This is a genomic window from Desulfotruncus arcticus DSM 17038 (assembly GCF_900113335.1).
Lineage (GTDB): Bacteria > Bacillota > Desulfotomaculia > Desulfotomaculales > Desulfallaceae > Desulfotruncus > Desulfotruncus arcticus.
The window spans coordinates 50,405-67,364 of sequence record NZ_FOOX01000014.1 but is presented as its reverse complement, the minus strand read 5'-3'; the positions used below and the strand labels follow the sequence as shown (position 1 = coordinate 67,364).

The 16,960-nt window shown below is 48.8% G+C and carries 14 protein-coding genes; 9 read left to right on the top strand and 5 right to left on the bottom strand.

All coding sequences use genetic code 11. From position 1 onward, the window contains the following. Window positions 1-82: 82 nt before the first annotated feature. The 5 genes from BM056_RS17585 to BM056_RS17565 form a co-directional block, all read right to left on the bottom strand. On the bottom strand, window positions 83-1,633 hold the full coding sequence (locus BM056_RS17585) for a helicase-related protein (protein ID WP_092472843.1): 1,551 nt from the start codon (window positions 1,631-1,633) through the stop codon (window positions 83-85). 24 nt (window positions 1,634-1,657) lie between these two features. Beyond that, a complete protein-coding gene (locus BM056_RS26960; RefSeq protein WP_238456527.1) occupies window positions 1,658-3,925 on the bottom strand; it encodes a DEAD/DEAH box helicase in 2,268 nt (755 codons plus the stop codon). A gap of 32 nt (window positions 3,926-3,957) precedes the next feature. Beyond that, window positions 3,958-4,959 (bottom strand): AmmeMemoRadiSam system radical SAM enzyme, encoded by a 1,002-nt coding sequence (gene amrS / locus BM056_RS17575; protein ID WP_238456526.1) that lies wholly within the window; start codon window positions 4,957-4,959, stop codon window positions 3,958-3,960. Window positions 4,960-4,977: 18 nt separating this feature from the next. Next, on the bottom strand, window positions 4,978-6,384 hold the full coding sequence (amrA, locus tag BM056_RS17570; protein ID WP_092472841.1) for an AmmeMemoRadiSam system protein A: 1,407 nt from the start codon (window positions 6,382-6,384) through the stop codon (window positions 4,978-4,980). Window positions 6,385-6,620: 236 nt separating this feature from the next. After that, window positions 6,621-7,262: a LysE family transporter gene (locus tag BM056_RS17565; RefSeq protein ID WP_092472839.1), complete on the bottom strand. Its 642-nt coding sequence runs from the start codon at window positions 7,260-7,262 to the stop codon at window positions 6,621-6,623. A 157-nt stretch (window positions 7,263-7,419) separates the two neighbouring features. Between BM056_RS17565 and BM056_RS17560 the strand changes: the two genes are divergently transcribed. From BM056_RS17560 to BM056_RS17520, 9 genes are all read left to right on the top strand, one after another. Beyond that, a complete protein-coding gene (locus BM056_RS17560; RefSeq protein WP_092472837.1) occupies window positions 7,420-7,869 on the top strand; it encodes a hypothetical protein in 450 nt (149 codons plus the stop codon). 713 nt (window positions 7,870-8,582) lie between these two features. After that, on the top strand, window positions 8,583-9,578 hold the full coding sequence (locus BM056_RS17555) for a Bug family tripartite tricarboxylate transporter substrate binding protein (protein WP_092472835.1): 996 nt from the start codon (window positions 8,583-8,585) through the stop codon (window positions 9,576-9,578). Window positions 9,579-9,746: 168 nt separating this feature from the next. After that, window positions 9,747-10,211: a tripartite tricarboxylate transporter TctB family protein gene (locus BM056_RS17550; protein WP_165613589.1), complete on the top strand. Its 465-nt coding sequence runs from the start codon at window positions 9,747-9,749 to the stop codon at window positions 10,209-10,211. Window positions 10,212-10,227: 16 nt separating this feature from the next. Continuing rightward, window positions 10,228-11,712 (top strand): tripartite tricarboxylate transporter permease, encoded by a 1,485-nt coding sequence (locus BM056_RS17545; RefSeq protein WP_092472831.1) that lies wholly within the window; start codon window positions 10,228-10,230, stop codon window positions 11,710-11,712. Between the two features lie 196 nt (window positions 11,713-11,908). Beyond that, on the top strand, window positions 11,909-12,655 hold the full coding sequence (locus tag BM056_RS17540) for an IclR family transcriptional regulator (RefSeq protein WP_238456532.1): 747 nt from the start codon (window positions 11,909-11,911) through the stop codon (window positions 12,653-12,655). A 109-nt stretch (window positions 12,656-12,764) separates the two neighbouring features. Next, window positions 12,765-13,898 carry a 2-oxoacid:acceptor oxidoreductase subunit alpha gene (locus tag BM056_RS17535; protein ID WP_238456525.1) on the top strand — a complete coding sequence of 378 codons (1,134 nt, stop codon included), beginning with the start codon at window positions 12,765-12,767 and terminating at the stop codon, window positions 13,896-13,898. A gap of 20 nt (window positions 13,899-13,918) precedes the next feature. Next, window positions 13,919-14,737: a thiamine pyrophosphate-dependent enzyme gene (locus BM056_RS17530; protein WP_238456524.1), complete on the top strand. Its 819-nt coding sequence runs from the start codon at window positions 13,919-13,921 to the stop codon at window positions 14,735-14,737. Window positions 14,738-14,753: 16 nt separating this feature from the next. Continuing rightward, entirely contained in the window at window positions 14,754-15,284 is a 531-nt protein-coding gene (locus BM056_RS17525) for a 2-oxoacid:acceptor oxidoreductase family protein (RefSeq protein WP_165613588.1), read from the top strand. Window positions 15,285-15,305: 21 nt separating this feature from the next. Beyond that, a complete protein-coding gene (locus tag BM056_RS17520) occupies window positions 15,306-16,913 on the top strand; it encodes an FAD-dependent oxidoreductase (RefSeq protein ID WP_092472825.1) in 1,608 nt (535 codons plus the stop codon). Window positions 16,914-16,960: the final 47 nt, after the last annotated feature.

Below are 16,960 nucleotides of genomic sequence, written 5' to 3'. Positions count from 1 at the left end.
GGTTTAATGTGGCTTCTCGCCAGCCCGGTATAATAATCACCGGGCTGCCATTATTTAGGGACATACCTCCGACCCTGCCTCCTTAAATCAACACCGCCATTTCATCACGGTCCAGCACATTCCTGATGTCATTTATAGCCACTTTCAGTGAGGCATCCTCCCCGGCAGCCCTTTCAATTTGGCGGAGAATGTCTATTTCCCGCCGGACAACGGAAAATATGTCTCCCTCATGTAAATTGCACATTTTCTGCAGTTCCTCGAAAGTTGCGCCTTTGTACCAGGCCTCAGCCAGCGGGCCGGGCAGCGGTGACCAGACGCACAGGTTTTCCGGCACTCCGGCATTTAATAGTTCTGTGCGCAGCATGGCCACGTCATCCATGGGGAATTCACCCGGCAGAACCACTTCGTCCCGCCCCGGCATATAATCGATGCCGGCCAGAATACAGGCCGCTTCAGCCGGGGACGCCTCGCGCATGATCCCGGAAAAGATCAGTTCGGTAACCAGGATCTCCTGAACGTGCAGATGCAGGGCAAACAACCCCCTGGGCAACAGCTGTTTTCCCTCTATATAGCCCAGCTGCTCCAACAAACGGCACATGCGCTGAAAATCCTGGTGGTAATCAGAAGCATGTTTCTTCAGGTACCGGTTGCGACGAACCAACTCTTTTTTCCGCTCAACCAAAGCTGTAATTTCATCATGGGCATCACGACAGTCATCATGCAGGCAGCTTTTGGCCGGCTCGGCCAGAATGGATTTAATTTCCGCTATTCGCCCGGGAACTTCCGGTTTTTTCCTTCTCCTGCGGTTGCGCAGCCGGTTTAATTCCTTTTTCAGCTTATTCCTCAACAGCGGACAGGACGGCCCGTCTTTTTCCTCACAAAAAGAACTGCGCAGAGAAAACATCTTTTGCTCCAGGGTTTCCAGTTCGTCGGCCAGGTCCCTGGTTTCCCTGGTGTTCTGGTAAACAGCCAGGTTCTGGGAAAGATAGTGCTCTATTTCTGCATCCGTCTTCCAGTGCAGAAGACTTAAAACTGTATTGGGTGATATAATCAACCTGCCGTGAACAGGCTCAACTTCTTCTTCATTAAAGAAGCCTGTTTGTTCAGGATATTTTTCATCAATATTGACGTATACATGACCGGTCTTGTCAAACCCCCGCCTGCCGGCCCGCCCGGCCATCTGAAAAAATTCGCGGTTATACAGGTTCCTGTGATTGCGCCCGTCCCACTTGCGGGTGGCGTCAAACACGGTGCTGGCGGCCGGGAAATTTATGCCCACAGCAAAAGTTTCCGTGCAAAACAATACAAAGATCAGCCTGGCCTCGTATAGGTTTTCCACCAGTTCCTTTAATGCCGGTGCCAGACCGGCATGGTGGTAGCCAATGCCCTGCTGCAGCAAACGCTGCAGGTGCTTGCGCCGGCCGGCAAACAGACCGGGGCTTCCTTTTTCCGCCCTGGTTAAATACTCCTCCACCCGCGCCTTTTCTTCCGGCAGCAGGAAATCCCATTCCCGGCCCAGTTCCTCAGCCAGCTGTTCAGTCCGCCCCCTGCTGAAAACAAAATACAGTGCAGGCAGGTTGTCCTGTATGGCTTCTACTACTCCCACACAAGATGTTGAATTTCTAAAAGCCAAAATTTTATTCCTCCCGGTTAACTGTCATACGTACTGGCTCCTGCTGCCGGCCTGGCGCAGCGCCTCTATTTCATCCATTGCTTCATCCTGGTCCAGCACTTCGTTGTCCGGCGAAATCCACCTGATTTCCAGGGGTACCGCCCTGCGGTATTCCTCAACCACCACAACCTTGCTGGACCGCACATCCTCCATCCAGCTTGCCAATTGCATAATATTGGGGACTGTAGCCGACAGGCCGAGAATATTGATATGAGGCGGAGCGAAGATAATGCTTTCCTCCCAGGCCGTGCCCCGCTCAACATCGTCCAGGTAATGAATTTCATCAAAAATAACGTGGGATATACCGCTCATCCACTCGGGGTTGGCAAAGCACCAGTTGCGGAAAATTTCCGTGGTCATTACCAACAGGGATGCCCGCTCGTTGATCGAAACGTCCCCGGTAATCAGGCCAACCCGGTCATATCCGTAAAGCCTGGCAAAATCCCGGTATTTCTGGTTGGATAGCGCTTTAATGGGCGAGGTGTAGATAACCTCTTTTCCCCGGGCCAGGATATATTCCACAAGCCTTTCGGCAATCAGTGTTTTGCCCGTACCGGTAGGGGCGGCAACCAGCACGGAATGGCCCTCTTCTAATGCCGCTATAGATTTTTCCTGATACTCATCAAGTTTAAGCGGCCCGTTAACCGGAGGCGGCGCCGGTCGCCTGTTGCGGGGACGCCTTTTCCCGCGCCTTACCGTCCGCTCCTGACCTTGCCCGGAGGGCTCCCCCCACCTTTCCTTAATTTCGGGCAGCCTGGCCAGCAGATCTTCAACATCGCCGCGGCGCAGCTGGTGAATTCCCTGGACGGTGCGGCCGGCGCTGCGCAAGTATCCCTCCCGGATGATTCTTTTCATTTGGTCCGGACTGAGGCCCAAAATGCGCGCGGCGTCTGTCAATTTAATCTTTTCTGAGCGCCTGATTAAACGTTCGATATTGGGGGCGTTACGCAACCGGTCCACTGAAGGGCGCCAGTAGCGCATATTTCCTTCAAGGGCAAAGCCCAAAACGTAGCCCTGTTCTTTCAATTCAGCAACATCTGCGGGACGCACCCCCAGCGCGCGCCCGGCTTCGCGCGTATTCAACGAATTATCAACAATATAGGCAACCGGTACAGTCGCGCCCTTGCCGACGGGGAAATCAAGACCGGTTATTTCCTTTAACTCAGCTGCTATGCTGCCGTGGTTCGCCTGGATGGGAGCGCAGAACATATCTTTTTTGCTTATTTTAAGTTCAACACACCCGGCGTGTATAGCTTCCTGCCTGGCCAGAGCCCTTTCCCGCGGGGCAAAATCCTCCAGAGTGAAAAAAGAACGCCCGCCCATTTTTTCCTTAAGGGTGTAGTGCACATAAGCCAGTATTTCCCTGCGCCGAAGCTCCTCCCGGCCCTCCGGGCGGGTTTCCACGGTGATCCGGCCATTAGGTAAAATAACAAAGGGGGGCTCCTCGCGCCCCTTCTTGATATGCGCAACCAGCTTTTTATGCCGTTTGAACATACGCATAAAATCCTGGCGGCTTACCGGCTCACTGCGGGACAAATACCTACCTACCTCATCCCAGGCGGCATCACTGTCCGGATGGGCATAGCTGCCGTCGGGAAGCCGCATCAAATGCGCAATGGCCTCGGGAAGCAGCTTTTCCCCCAGGTGAGTTTCCAGCTCCGTTTTACTTAGCGGCGTTTCTTGCTCCTCCAGCAGTTCATCGATCCGCCGGCGCTGCCGCTGCATTGCTTCCCTGCGCTCACTGGATTCGGCGGCGCGCCTGGCCAGTTCCGTCTCCCCGGCCGGTGTTCCTTTCAGTGTGTATGAACCGTCGGGCAGCACAATGACGTCCGGCATGGCGCCCGGCAGCCGGGGCGGCAGGTGCGTCATAGAGGCCAGCTCTTCCCTGGTGCGGGGTGTTCCGTCCGTAAGTATCTCCCGAATGCTGTCCGCGGCTCGCTCCCTGAGCAGCACCCTGACCCTGGGCATACTGGCCGCTATTAGCCTGGCTGCCCGGGCCTTTTCCCTGGCGTCGGTTGGAGCTAAAGCAGCACCGTTATTACCTGGTTTGGTAAGTAATACTTGTTCCGGGTCCCCTTCCGGCGTTCCAAACACATTAACCTCTCCCCGGGAAGCAAGTGATTGAAGCGCGCTGGCCAACAGATCAATTTCTCCACCTGCCCGGTCCGACAACTCACGCAAACTAATTGTGCCGTCAACCGGAACTAGTGCTAGTAAAATCTTTTTGACTTCCTCTGTTCTTGAATTCGCCAACTTACACTCTCCTGACAACTCTTATATCCTGATTACATAACAATTGCAATTTTTTCACCGCAGCCCGGGCAGGTTCCACCCGCCGGTCCCAATACCTTGACCTGATACCCTGCGCGGTCCAGCAGCAATTGGCCGCACTCCGGGCAGTGGGTGCCGGACGCTTTTAATTGGGGTGCGTTGCCTATATAAACATAGCGAAGCTGCCGCCGGGCTATCTCCCTGGCCTGCAGCAGAGTTTTTTCGGGCGTCGGCGGCAAGTCCATTTTATAGTTTGGGAAATACCGCGAAAAATGCAGTGGAATTTCCGCATTAAGCCCGGACAGCCACTCCGCCAGCCTGGTAATTTCTTCGGGGCCGTCATTCAGCCCGGTAACCAGCAAAGTGGTAATTTCAACGTGGCAGTGCCGGTAAGCTATTTCCACCGTTCGCTTGACCGGCTCAAGCCGCCCCGCGCAGGTTGAGCGGTAAAAATCTTCGGTAAAAGCTTTAACGTCTATGTTCATGGCATCTATATAAGGAAGTATTTCCTTAAGCGGCTCTTCGCTGACATAGCCGTTGGTTACCAGCACATTTTTCAAACCGGCCTCCCGGGCCAGTTTGGCTGTATCATAAACATACTCGTACCACATAAACGGCTCCGAGTAGGTGTAAGCGAGGCCGACACAGGAGTAACCCCGTGCCTTTTGCTGCAGCGCCAGGTCCACGGCCTGCCGGGGCGAAATGTAGGTGGTGGGGGACTCTTCCTGGGCGATCTGCCAGTTCTGGCAAAAACCACACCTCAGGTTGCACCCCACAGTACCCAGCGACAGTATATACTGCCCGGGATAAAAATGGTATAGCGGTTTTTTTTCGATGGGGTCAAGAGCATAAGATGAACATTCACCGTAATTAGTGGCGTAAAGTACCCCGTCCCGGTTCTCCCGCACCCTGCAGAATCCCCTCTGGCCGGGTTTGATATTGCAGAGCCTGGGACAAACCTTACAATTGGCAACCCCCTGCTCACCCTTGGTATAAAAAATTACCTCACGTTTCAAGCTGAACCGCTCCCCTGTTTACCTGTATCGAATAACCTCAAACCTTTCCAATTTAACCGGCTCTCCGGGCTCTATACCGGCCTTCTGCATGGCAATGGCCACCTGTTCGTCAACAGTATTGACACCTTCCAGGTCGGGCAGCAGCAGCCCCCTCCTGCCGCCGGACGACACAATTACTCCGTATCTTTTGGGATCAAGTTCATCCATATTCCGGACAGGTTCGGCATCTGACAGGACATCCACGGAAATATCAAGTTCCGGCAGTTCTTCAGGCTCCACCGGGTAGAAACGGGGGTCCCTGGTAGCGGCACTGATGGCGTTTTCCTCAATTTCTTCTATTACATTATTCCGGGTGGGGGCTATGGTGCCAATGCAACCCCTCAGTTGACCGTTCTTTTTCAGCGAAACAAACACACCGGCCCGTCGACCGGCAAATTCCTCCGGTACATTTTCGCTATCATCTTTCTTTTTACTTCCCGCGAAATATTGATGCAATGTTTTACGGGCTATTTGAACGGGATAGCTTTCGCCCGCTCTTTTAATCCTTACTTTTTCCACCGCCCGGCCTAGAAGCTTTTCTTCCAGGTTCCGGCTTAAATCAGGAGTCCCGGGCCGCAGCGCGGCCACCATATAGCCAACGCCAAAGGGGCCTTCGTAGGACAAAACCTCGCTTTCTACCGACACCCCGTCAAAAGCGCCAATCATCATAATAATGGAACGCAGACCGCACTCACCGGCGCACTCCACAAAATCAGGATTCAGGTCCATTATTCCCTCTACGTTTACATCTCCAACCAGTTTGACAATCGTCCGGTCATATTCCTTACCGGAAGGATCATAGCCGGCGGGAGCGTCTTGCGTCAGACGGTGTGACAGGTCACCGCTGGCCACCACCGCCACCTTTCTGTTCAGTTTAGCTGCGGCATCCCGGACAGCCACGCCAAAGGAATACAAATTATTAAATGGCAGCATACCCATGGATACATGCACCAGCGGCAAATCAACGCCCGCTTCCCTGATAAAATAAAGCGGGGCGGTGATACCATGGTCCAAGTCCGGAGTCAATCCGTAGCGGTCCACCATTTCCTGATCTATTTTCACAACCAAAACGCCCTTCTGCAAAGCAGTTGACTTTATCTCCCGGGCCAGCTCCAAATCGTTACCCAGGGCAAAACGAACCTCCCGGGCATTAAATTGTTTTAAATCACCCTTTAATTCCTTAAAAGCCGAAATGCCAATGCCGTCGGCAAACACCGTGCCGTGGGGAGTTATCATCAGCAATGTCTCCGCGCCGCTTTCCTTGATCCTTCTCCCCAATTCAAGCATGGATTTTTGAGTTTTGGCAACTTCCCGGTCCCTGCCCTGCCCTACTGCCGGCACCATGATAGGCGGGTGTGGGCATACGCCACCAAATACCACTGACATACCTTCCCGTCCACGGCTTGCACCGTTAAACGGTTATTCAACTCCTTTCAATAATCTTCTCTGTCGGTATAACTGTATATATGCAAAAAATCACGCTGAATTCCACACTTTGCCACCTCAGGCACAAGGGCGGGCGGACAGGGTCATCCACCTTTTCATTCTCTGCTGGTGCTGCGTTAGCGGCATGGATATATATTTTAATATTTCCATAATGTAAAAAATGTATAGCATTGATTTTACAGGAATTTATTAAATCCATGGTATGCAAAATACCCGCCCAGGCCGATTAAAAACAAGCCGCAAGTAATAATAATTCCCCGGTACACACTCTGGTTCATAAAGCGGCGCCCGCCGTCCACCGCTGCTGAAACCGCCCCGTACCAGACCAGGTCGGCCAACAAATGTCCGCTTAAAAACGCAGCCAGCCCCGCTGTTCCCAGCGCCATGGAGGTAGTGATATACGCAAGCCCCACGGTGGCCCACCAGAGACTCCAGTAAGGGTTGGACAAACTGATCAAAATTCCGGCCAGCACCGGATGCATGCCCGCGCTCCCGGCAGTTTCCTTATCCAGCTGCAAGGAAATTTTCCCCTTTACAGCATCCCTGTACATTGTCCAGCCCAGGTAAATTAAAAAAATTCCCCCCACCAGAGCTATAACCGCATGTATCCAGTCGGCAGCCAGATACGAAGCTAACCCTAAAACCAGCAATGTCACCAGCAAAATTTCCAGAACAGCATGCCCCAGTACAAGCAGCGGACCGGCTATAAAACCGCGCCGGGTGGTTTCACCAATGGTTACTGTTAATAAAGGACCCGGCATCATCGCGCCGGAAAAACCAACCAGAAAGGCGGTGGTAAATATCGCTCCCAATTCCACTTAGGTCACCCCAATAAGCATAAAATACCATTAACAGCAAATTTTCTTGGTGCTATTGATAAAATCCTGCCCCCACCAGGAAAATAATAATGTTAATGGTTTTAAAAACATACGGGCATAATAAACAGACAATCTAATTCCAGGGGTGGTTTGACTTATGGACAGGTTTACCAAGGGATTTACGGCCGGTATTATTGGCGCCATTGCCATGAATATTTGGGATTTTCTGTCTTTTTATGTTTTCAGGCTCTCAACTGACCTATATCTTGATTGGGCGGCTATTTTAATCTACGGGCAAAGGCCGACTACATTATTTGGAACAGTGTTTGCCTTAGCGGGCCAGATCCTTTTTTCCGGGCTAATGGGTATTGCCGTGGCGTACATTTTGACTTATATAACATCCCGTCATTATTTGATTAAAGGTGCTTTAATTGGATTTGCCTTAAACTTTTTATTTTATGCAATTCCAATTGCTTACAGGATGCCGGTATTAAGCCAGAATCCCGCACCTACGGCTTTTTCACATATGGTTGGTTCCGTATTATGGGGTATTGTTCTGGTTCAGGTGCTGCATCGTTTGGATGACCGGCCAAGGGCAGAAGCCTAACGTCGTGGAATAGTCGGGAACTGGGGAACAATGAAGGGACAAGGTATCCGACCTTGTCCCTTCATTGTTATTTTAGCATGGTTTTAGCATGCACACCCTCAGGTAGCCTGCACAATTTTCAATATGCAAAGCAACATTTGGCTTGTGCAGATCAGGTCTATTTTGACACGATAACCCAGCGTTTTTCAAGTTAAATCGATAAATTGCGACCAAATTCACCAGACTTTAAGTTTGCGGAATTGGCAATATTATCCTTAAACTACATAACTACTGCTTAAATTATCATTATTTATTGACAAGTTTGAATAAACAACGGTAAAATATATGCATACATAAAATAGTACGCGTACCATCAAGTGGTACGCTCAAAATGCTGTAAATGTCGAAAATTAGGGTACTGTGTATGCCATTGTACCCGTTGACTGATTATAGTGATATCGGTCTGCCAATTCCGAAGTTATCCGTCCAATAGCCGGCGCAAAGCAACGCCGGGCAATTAATACGCATAACCTAACGGCTTACCTTTACCGGGCGCACAATCTTAATCGCAAAATTTTACCTAATCTCCGGCTCACATTGTTTTTTTGAACATATACTACTTTATGTCTTTGGGATTTGTACAAGTCTACTCCTATTGGCAAAGGAGGTGAGCAAAAGCTAGATCTTTTTCAGTATTTTCAACCAAAAAGAACTAAAAAAAGGAGAGGTGGAAAATGAAAAATGCCGGAAAACTAGTAATTGGCATACTCTTAATTTCGTTTTTAGCAATGATGCTGGGCGGATGCGGGAGTAAGGAAGCGGCCAAGGATGACTACCCCAACAAGCCAATTAAGGTTATCATTCCCTATGCCGCGGGCGGAAACAGTGATATGAACGCAAGAAAATTAGCTGAGATCATCGAGGCTGAAAAGTTATTGCCTCAGCCCCTTGTTGTAGTCAACATGCAGGGCGGTGGCACTGTTGACGGTCTTAATGCACTTAAAAACGCTGATCCGGACGGATATACTATTATGCTGCACCACTCAGCCATCCTGTGCCAGGCCAATATGGGCCAAATTCCTTATACCTATAAAGATTTTGATACTGTAGCTGAAGTACTCGAACAGCCCAGCGTCATTGTAGCACACAAGGATAATCCCTGGAACAATTCCCAGGAACTGCTGGATGCCGCCAAGAAAGATCCGGGGAAAATTTCCTGGACCTTCTCGGGCCTGGGAGCCACAGCTCACTTGGCCTCAGAAATATACTGGGCAGGTACTCAGAGCAGGGATTTATTTAAAATTGTAGTTTACCAGGGCGGTGCGGACGCACTGACGGCTCAGTTGGGGAAACACGTTGATATGAGAGGCTCCACCACCGTTGATGCCATCAGATACATCAAATCCGGCGATTTAAAGGCTATTGCAGTGTCGGGCGAAGAGCGGCTTGAAGCACTGCCCGATGTTCCAACTTTTAAAGAGTTGGGGTTGGCAGATACATTCACTACCCGTCAGGGCATTTTTACCACCAAGGGAACACCACAAGAACGTATTGATATTTTAGCCGACGCATTTCTTAAAGCGGTGGAGACCCCGGAATATGCCGAATATTTAGAAACCTGCGCATCACAAAAAGCAAACAAAGGTCCTAAGGAGTTTGAAGAGATTTTGGCGGCTGACGACGCAGTAATCGCTAATATTGTTAGCAGCCTTGATCTTAAAAAACAATAATTAAATAATCAATAATATAATGTTTACCGGTTTCATGGTTAAATAGCCGTGAAACCCGGTAAACATCTGCATATCATGGCTTGTCTGCTTATAATTTATTATCCAACCGAGCCGCAGAACTCTTGGCGGGAAGGTAAAAGTTACACAGCTCTGTTTAGGAGTGATGGAATGAAAACGGCGGAAAAAATATTTTTAATAGCATTAATCATTATCGGCGTTACCCTGTTTTGGGGTTCCGAAGGTATGAATACCATATTTCAAGAACCACTGACTTCAGAGGTGTATGGAGAGTTACTAAGTGGCTTATTGATTGTTTTATGCTTAATTAAATTGATTATGCTGCAGATAAAGAAACAAGATTCGGAGACAAAAGAAGACGTAGCAGTTAATAATATGCGAATAATTATTATTCAGGCTGTCCTTATGATTTTATATACCATAGGGATAACAACAATTGGTTATTTTGTTACAACATTTATTTATCTATTGATAATGTTGATATTATTAACGGATACGGCCAAAACAAAAACAGCAATAATAAAATTTACATTAGGTTCTGCAGCTTTTACGGCAGCTTTATATGCTTTATTTACCGTATTCAATGTTTTCCTTCCGAAGAGTCTACTGTTTTAATGGGAGTTGATAATTAATGCTTGAGTCTTTGGAAATGATATTTTCCGGCTTTACAATATTGTACATGCTTTTCGGTGTTGTTCTGGGGTTACTTTTCGGGGCGATTCCCGGATTAACAGCTACGCTGGCCGTAATACTGCTTGTACCGTTTACTTACACGATGGACGTTACCAACGGCATGGCTACATTAATAGGCGTATACGTAGGCGGCATCAGCGGCGGATTAGTCGCTGCCATCATGCTGAAAATGCCGGGAACGCCATCGTCAGTGGCTACAACCTTTGACGGGTTCCCTCTGGCCAGGCAGGGAAAAGCCGGTAAAGCACTTGGTGTTGCCGTTTTCTCTTCCTTTGTTGGTACGATTTTCAGCTGGCTGTGTTTGATTTTCCTGGCACCCTACCTGGCCAAGGTTGCTTTGGCCTTTGGCCCCTTTGAATATGTTGCGGCAATATTATTTGGCTTTACGGCCGTGGTAACACTTTCAGGCGACTCAATTTACAAAGGTATTATCAGCGCCGCACTGGGACTTGGCTTAGTGCTGATCGGCACCGACTCATTGACGGGAATGCCCAGAGCTACTTTTGGAAGTGAGTTTTTAGTTAGCGGTTTCCCCTACATGCCGGCTTTAATAGGCTTGTTTGTTTTAGCAGAAATATTTTCCCAGATTGAAGCAAAAGACGAAAAGTTCGTTGTGCCATCTCAAAAACTATCAGGCATTTATATGACCGTTAAAGAAATAATCGTATCGATACCAAACTTTATCAGGTCCAGCCTGATAGGTGTAGCAATTGGCATATTGCCGGGAATAGGCGGTTCTTTTGCCAACTTTGTCTGCTATGATCAGGCCAGAAAGGCCTCCAAAGATCCGGATAGCTTCGGCAAAGGCAATATTCAAGGATTAGTTGCCTCGGAAACCGGCAATAACGCTACAATTGGCGGTTCCCTTATTCCCCTGGTATCTTTGGGTATCCCCGGCGATACAGTCACAGCGGCTCTACTGGGAGGGCTGATGATCAAGGGCATCACTCCGGGCCCGCTATTCGTCCATGAATACCCGAATGTGCTGTATGCCATTTTTAACTCGGTGCTGTTGTCAAGTTTTCTGATGCTGGCTTTTATGCTGCTCATCGGTATTAAAGTTATGCCGCCTTTATTAAGAATTCCTAAGCACGTATTACTTCCCATCGTTTTAATTATGTCCCTGGCCGGGGCTTACAACATCAATTTCAGTGTCAATGATGTTTGGATCACAGTTTTCATGGGGATTATCGGCTTCATTATGGATAAGCTAAAATACCCCAAAACGCCAATTGTCATCACCATGATTCTGGGCAAGGCCTTTGAAATGCAGTTAAGAACGGCATTAACGCAGAGCGACGGCAGTCTGCTTCCTATGGTGACAAGTCCATATGCCCTGATATTCGTATTGATCACAGTCCTAACCATAGCTTTACCTGTGATAAGCAAGTTAAGACAAGCGGCAAAAGCGAAAGCTGCTTAGTATTTAAAAGCAACCTTCTCTATATATTATCGGCGCATTGTCGGCCCGGCGATGGTAAGCATCAAGCACCGCGCTTTGGTTAAATAAAATAAAAATTGTTGACAGGCTAACACCGGTTTTTTTACAATTAGCTTAAAACGCATACTAATACGCATATGCCAAATGAAGCGATAAAGGGTGATAGTATTTGACCGAAGTGCGAGCAGTAAATAGGGCTTTTGAAATATTGGAGGTGCTTTGCAGTGAAAAAGAACCGCAAAGCCTTGCTTCTTTGCATAAAACTTTAGGTTTATCTAAAACAACCCTGGCCAGAATATTGAACACACTTGAAAAAGGGGGGTATGTGGAAAGGGACGATAGTTTGCAAAAATACGCGCTTGGCATGAAATTTCTTCATTATAGCTACGCGGTTTCAGAACGATTAACCGTTAAGCAGGTGGCAGCGCCTATTATCAAAAGAATCCGGGATAATTGTATGGAAACCGTTTACATTTACATTTTACATGGCAACAAGAGGATCTGCGTTCATTGCCTGCAGGGGAAAAGTTCAGTTAGAGTAATGGTCTATATAGGACAAGTATCACCATTGTATGCGGGTGCATCCGGCAAGGCAATATTGGCATATTTCCCGGAAGAAGAACTCGAGCAATATTTTAACGAAGTTGAATTAAAGCCTCTCACCCCGAGTACAATTATTAATCGGGATTTGCTGGAGCATGATTTAAAGCTGATACGCCAGCGTGGCTACGCTATAAGTATAGGAGAAAAGGATTCTGGCGCGATTTCTGTTAGTGCTCCAATTTGGGACAAGGATGGGAAGGTAACTTCAGCAATTTCTATTGCCGCACCTCTGGATCGCCAGCAAGAAATAGACAAGTTTATTAAATTAGTTAAGGAAGGTGCAGCTGAAATTTCTTCTTATCATATGGTTGTCGAATTTTAAAAATAACTCAAATTTTTTTCCAGTTTCAATGGTACATGTTTCACCTAGTGGCACAACATTTGAGCTGGATACTTTTGGCAGAAGTAAAAAAACGAAAAGGGGGATAAAATTGGAACGGGAAACAAGACTGGTTCAAGGCAACCAGGCGATAGCAGAAGGGGCAATATACGCCGGAGCCGGGTTTTACGCCGGCTACCCGATAACACCTTCCTCCGAGATAGCGGAGGAATGTTCAAAATTGCTTCCCAAAGCGGGGGGCGTATACTTGCAAATGGAAGATGAAATAGCCAGTATAGCAGCAATAGTGGGAGCGTCGCTGGCCGGAGCCAAATCTTTTACTGCTACCAGCGGCCCAGGGTTTACGCTGATGCAGGAGAACCTGGGCTTGGCGGTAATGGGTGAGGTTCCCTGTGTGGTAATTGATGTGCAGCGCTCCGGCCCAAGCACCGGCCTGGCTACCAAACCGGCACAGTCCGATGTGATGCAGGTGAGATGGGGGCGCCATGGTGATCAGAGTATCATTGCCCTCTCACCGGCCACAGTTGAAGAATGCTTCACCTTAACCGTAAAGGCGTTCAACTTTGCTGAAAAATACCGTGTGCCGGTAATACTGGCTGCGGATGAAATAGTGGCTCACATGCGTGAAAACCTTAGCTACCCGGCTCCGGGAGAATTGGAAATAGTGACAAGGAAACAGCCCGCCGGCCCGCCGGCAGAGTACAAGCCATTTTTACCGGAAGATGACGGCATTGCCCCGTTGGCCGCCTATGGAGGCGAATATGTATTTCACGTAACCAGTTCCATGCACGGCTATGACGGTTACAGCAATAATAATCCCGCCAATGCCGAGTGGCGGGTGGCGCAGCTGCACCGTAAAATTGAACGCTACCGCGACGAAATAGTTATGGTCAAAAATTTTGACACCGAAGATATGGATATTCTGCTCATTGCCTTTGGCGCCACCACCCGCGCGGCCAGGGCGGCGGCCCTAAAAGCCCGGGAAAAGGGGATCAAAGCCGGAGTGCTGCAGCTTCTGACTATCTGGCCCTTCCCCGACAAGGAAATAGCCGCCCTGGGCCAAAAAATCAAGACCGTAATCGTACCGGAAATGAACTACAGCGGCCAGGTGGCGGGTGAAGTGCAACGTGTTTTGGGCCCCAATATTGAAATAAGACGGGTTAACAGATATAACGGCACAATTATCACTCCGCAAGATATCTTAAAAGCTATAACTCAGGATTAACTTCAGAAAGAGGTGTTAACGTGACACATGCAACAGGCTTGAAATACTTGAAGAATGGCTGTCTGCCGCTGATGTGGTGTCCCGGCTGCGGCCACGGGATAACGTTGGGCAACATGCTGCGGGCCTTTGAAGAGTTGGATTTTACCAATGAAAATACCGTAGTGGTTACCGGAATTGGTTGTTGGGGTAAATCAGATGATTATCTGGTGACCAATGCCCTACATACCACCCATGGAAGGGCGCTGGCTTTCGCCACCGGTGTAAAAGCATACAACCCCAAACTAAACGTCGTAGTTTTAATGGGTGACGGCGACGGCGTAACCATAGGCGGCAATCATTTTATTCATGCCGCCAGAAGAAACATCGACCTTACCGCTATCATAGTTAACAACTACAATTATGGTATGACCGGAGGGCAGGCCTCCGCTACAACCCCGTCCGACAGTCGTACCAGCACAACTGTTTACGGCAACCCCGAAAGAGAACTGGATGTCTGTGCGCTGGCTGAAGCCGCCGGGGCTAACTACGTAGCCCGGGGCACGGTATATCACGGCTGGGATCTAAAAAACCTGATGAAAGAAGGCCTAAGCAGAAAAGGATTTTCCTTGATCGAGGTAGTAAGCCCGTGTCCCACTCATTTTGGCCGGAACAACAATATGAAGGTTGCGGTTAAAATGCTTAACTGGCTTAAAGAAAAAGGTGTGACTAAAGAAAAATACGCCCAACTGACCGATCCACAAAAAGATGGATATTTTGTAATTGGTAAGTTGGTCGATAAAGATGCTCCCGACTTTAATACCAGATACGAAGAGATCAGAGCCAGGGCAATGGGTTCTTAGGAGGAAGGTGCAACAAATGAAAGATAAATACGAAATCATCATGGCGGGTTCAGGTGGCCAGGGATTGGTATCCTGCGGCATTATCCTGGCCGAAGCAGCGATTATTGAAGGCCAGAACGCGGCGCAAACGCAATCTTATGGCATAGCCACCAGGGGTGGGTTTTCCAAATCCGAAGTTGTAATTAGTAGAAATGAAATAATTTTTCAACAGGTGCAGGAACCGGATGTAGTATTGGCCCTTACAGAACAGGCTATGGAAATGTATGCCACTATTGAATCCCAGATACCGGTGTTTTATGATACCACCCTCTTGAAAATCCGTGTGGGAGATAACCTTTATGGTTATCCATTCACCGAGCTGGCCAGTAAACTGGGGCATGTTGGTACAGCCAATATCATCGCGTTGGGCGCCATGGCCGCCAAAACCAACATGGTACAAATAGAAAGCCTGGCTCTGGCTTTAAAAAAGAGATTTTCCGGGAAAGTAGCTGAAATGAATATAAAAGCATTAAATATCGGTGTTGAGTTGGAAAGGGACAATAATTAGTGAGCCAGAAAGGAGACCGCCATGAAAAACGGAAAATCTACCACCGCTTCATGTAAAGCAGCTTGTCCGGCGGGCGTGGATGTACCCCGCTATATCAGATATATAAGAGCAGGAAAATTCACCGAGGCCTTGGCCGTAATACGTGAAAAAATACCGTTTCCCGCTGTTTGCGGTTATGCTTGCATCCATCTCTGTGAAACCAAATGTGCCCGGGTGCAATATGACGAACCGGTAGCTATCAGGCTGCTTAAACGGGCGGCACAGGAATACGGGCAGTTAAACGAAGCAGCTATTGCCAAAGCGCGGGCCACAGGGAAAAAAGTCGCCATAGTGGGTGCCGGCCCATGCGGCTTGACAGCCGCTTACTACCTGGCCCGGAATGGACATGAAGTTAAAATTTTTGAGGCTTTGCCTGCTGCAGGCGGCATGATGCGGTATGGTATTCCCGAGTACAGGCTGCCTAATGACGTGCTGGACAAGGAAATATCGTTGATTACCCGTCAGGGTGTGGAAATAGTCAATAATACCAAAATAACCGGCCCGGAAGAATTATTTAATAAAAATTATGACGTCGTGCTGTTTACTGTGGGCGCCTGGCAGGGAACAAGAATGAGCATCGCAGGAGAAGAAAGCACTCATGTATTGAACGGCATTTCCTTCTTAAAAGATGTTAACGCGGGAAATAACCCGGCCATAGGCAAAAAAGTAGTTGTAGTGGGTGGCGGAAACACAGCGGTAGATGCTGCGCGGGCCGCGCTGCGGCTCGGATCGGAAGTTACCATGGTCTACCGCCGCACCGGTGCCGAAATGACGGCTAGCCTTGAAGAAATATCAGAAGCTCTTGAAGAAGGCGTAAGAATTAAATATTTAACTGCTCCGGTTAAGATAACGGGAAAAAGTATAACCTGTATCAAAATGACGCTCGGCCCCGCGGACGGCAGCGGCAGGCCGGCTCCCGTCCCGGTTGCAGGCAGCGAGTATAGCATTGAATGTGATAATGTAATTCTGGCCGTGGGGCAAAAAGCGGACGCGCGCGCATTAAATCTGGCAGCCAATGATAACGGTACGGTAAAAGTAGATCCCCATACCCTGGCAGCTTCCGGACAAGGTATTTTTGCCGCCGGCGATGCTGTAACCGGACCATCTTCCATAATTGAAGCCATTGCTCAAGGCAGACAGGTGAGCTCCTCCATAGATAAATTTTTAGGCGGCTCCGGCATAATTGATCTGCCGGCTGCAAAGGCGGAGCAAGATGAATTGCCTGAAGAAACCCCCCGGGGCACACGGCGTGTACAGGCCAAAAATCTGCCTGTGCAACAGCGCCTTAGCGGCTTCAGCTTAGTGGAACTCGGGTACGATGAACAAGCAGCCGTGGCCGAAGCCCGGCGTTGTTTGGCCTGCGACCTGCGCGAATTTAAGACTGAAGTCAACTCTGCGATTTGCAAGGGATGCCAGTACTGCAAAGAAGTATGCACCTTGGATGTGTTTGAAATATCCGACACCTTCAACCCGCAGGGTTACAAGCCTTCTGTAGCCGCAAAAACGGATAATTGTATCGGCTGCCTGAAATGCCTTTACGTATGTCCTGACTTTGCTATTAGCATCAAGAGTACTTGTCCAACAACTTAGCTTAAAGCAATTAGGCCAACCGCAAACCGGTCAAAGATAATTTTCTA

Coding starts and splice junctions, on each gene's coding strand:
- amrA (WP_092472841.1), bottom strand. CDS start 6,384: ATGTCAGTGGTATTTGGTGGCGTATGCCCACACCCGCCTATCATGGTG.
- BM056_RS17560 (WP_092472837.1), top strand. CDS start 7,420: ATGGACAGGTTTACCAAGGGATTTACGGCCGGTATTATTGGCGCCATT.
- BM056_RS17555 (WP_092472835.1), top strand. CDS start 8,583: ATGAAAAATGCCGGAAAACTAGTAATTGGCATACTCTTAATTTCGTTT.
- BM056_RS17550 (WP_165613589.1), top strand. CDS start 9,747: ATGAAAACGGCGGAAAAAATATTTTTAATAGCATTAATCATTATCGGC.
- BM056_RS17545 (WP_092472831.1), top strand. CDS start 10,228: ATGCTTGAGTCTTTGGAAATGATATTTTCCGGCTTTACAATATTGTAC.
- BM056_RS17525 (WP_165613588.1), top strand. CDS start 14,754: ATGAAAGATAAATACGAAATCATCATGGCGGGTTCAGGTGGCCAGGGA.
- BM056_RS17520 (WP_092472825.1), top strand. CDS start 15,306: ATGAAAAACGGAAAATCTACCACCGCTTCATGTAAAGCAGCTTGTCCG.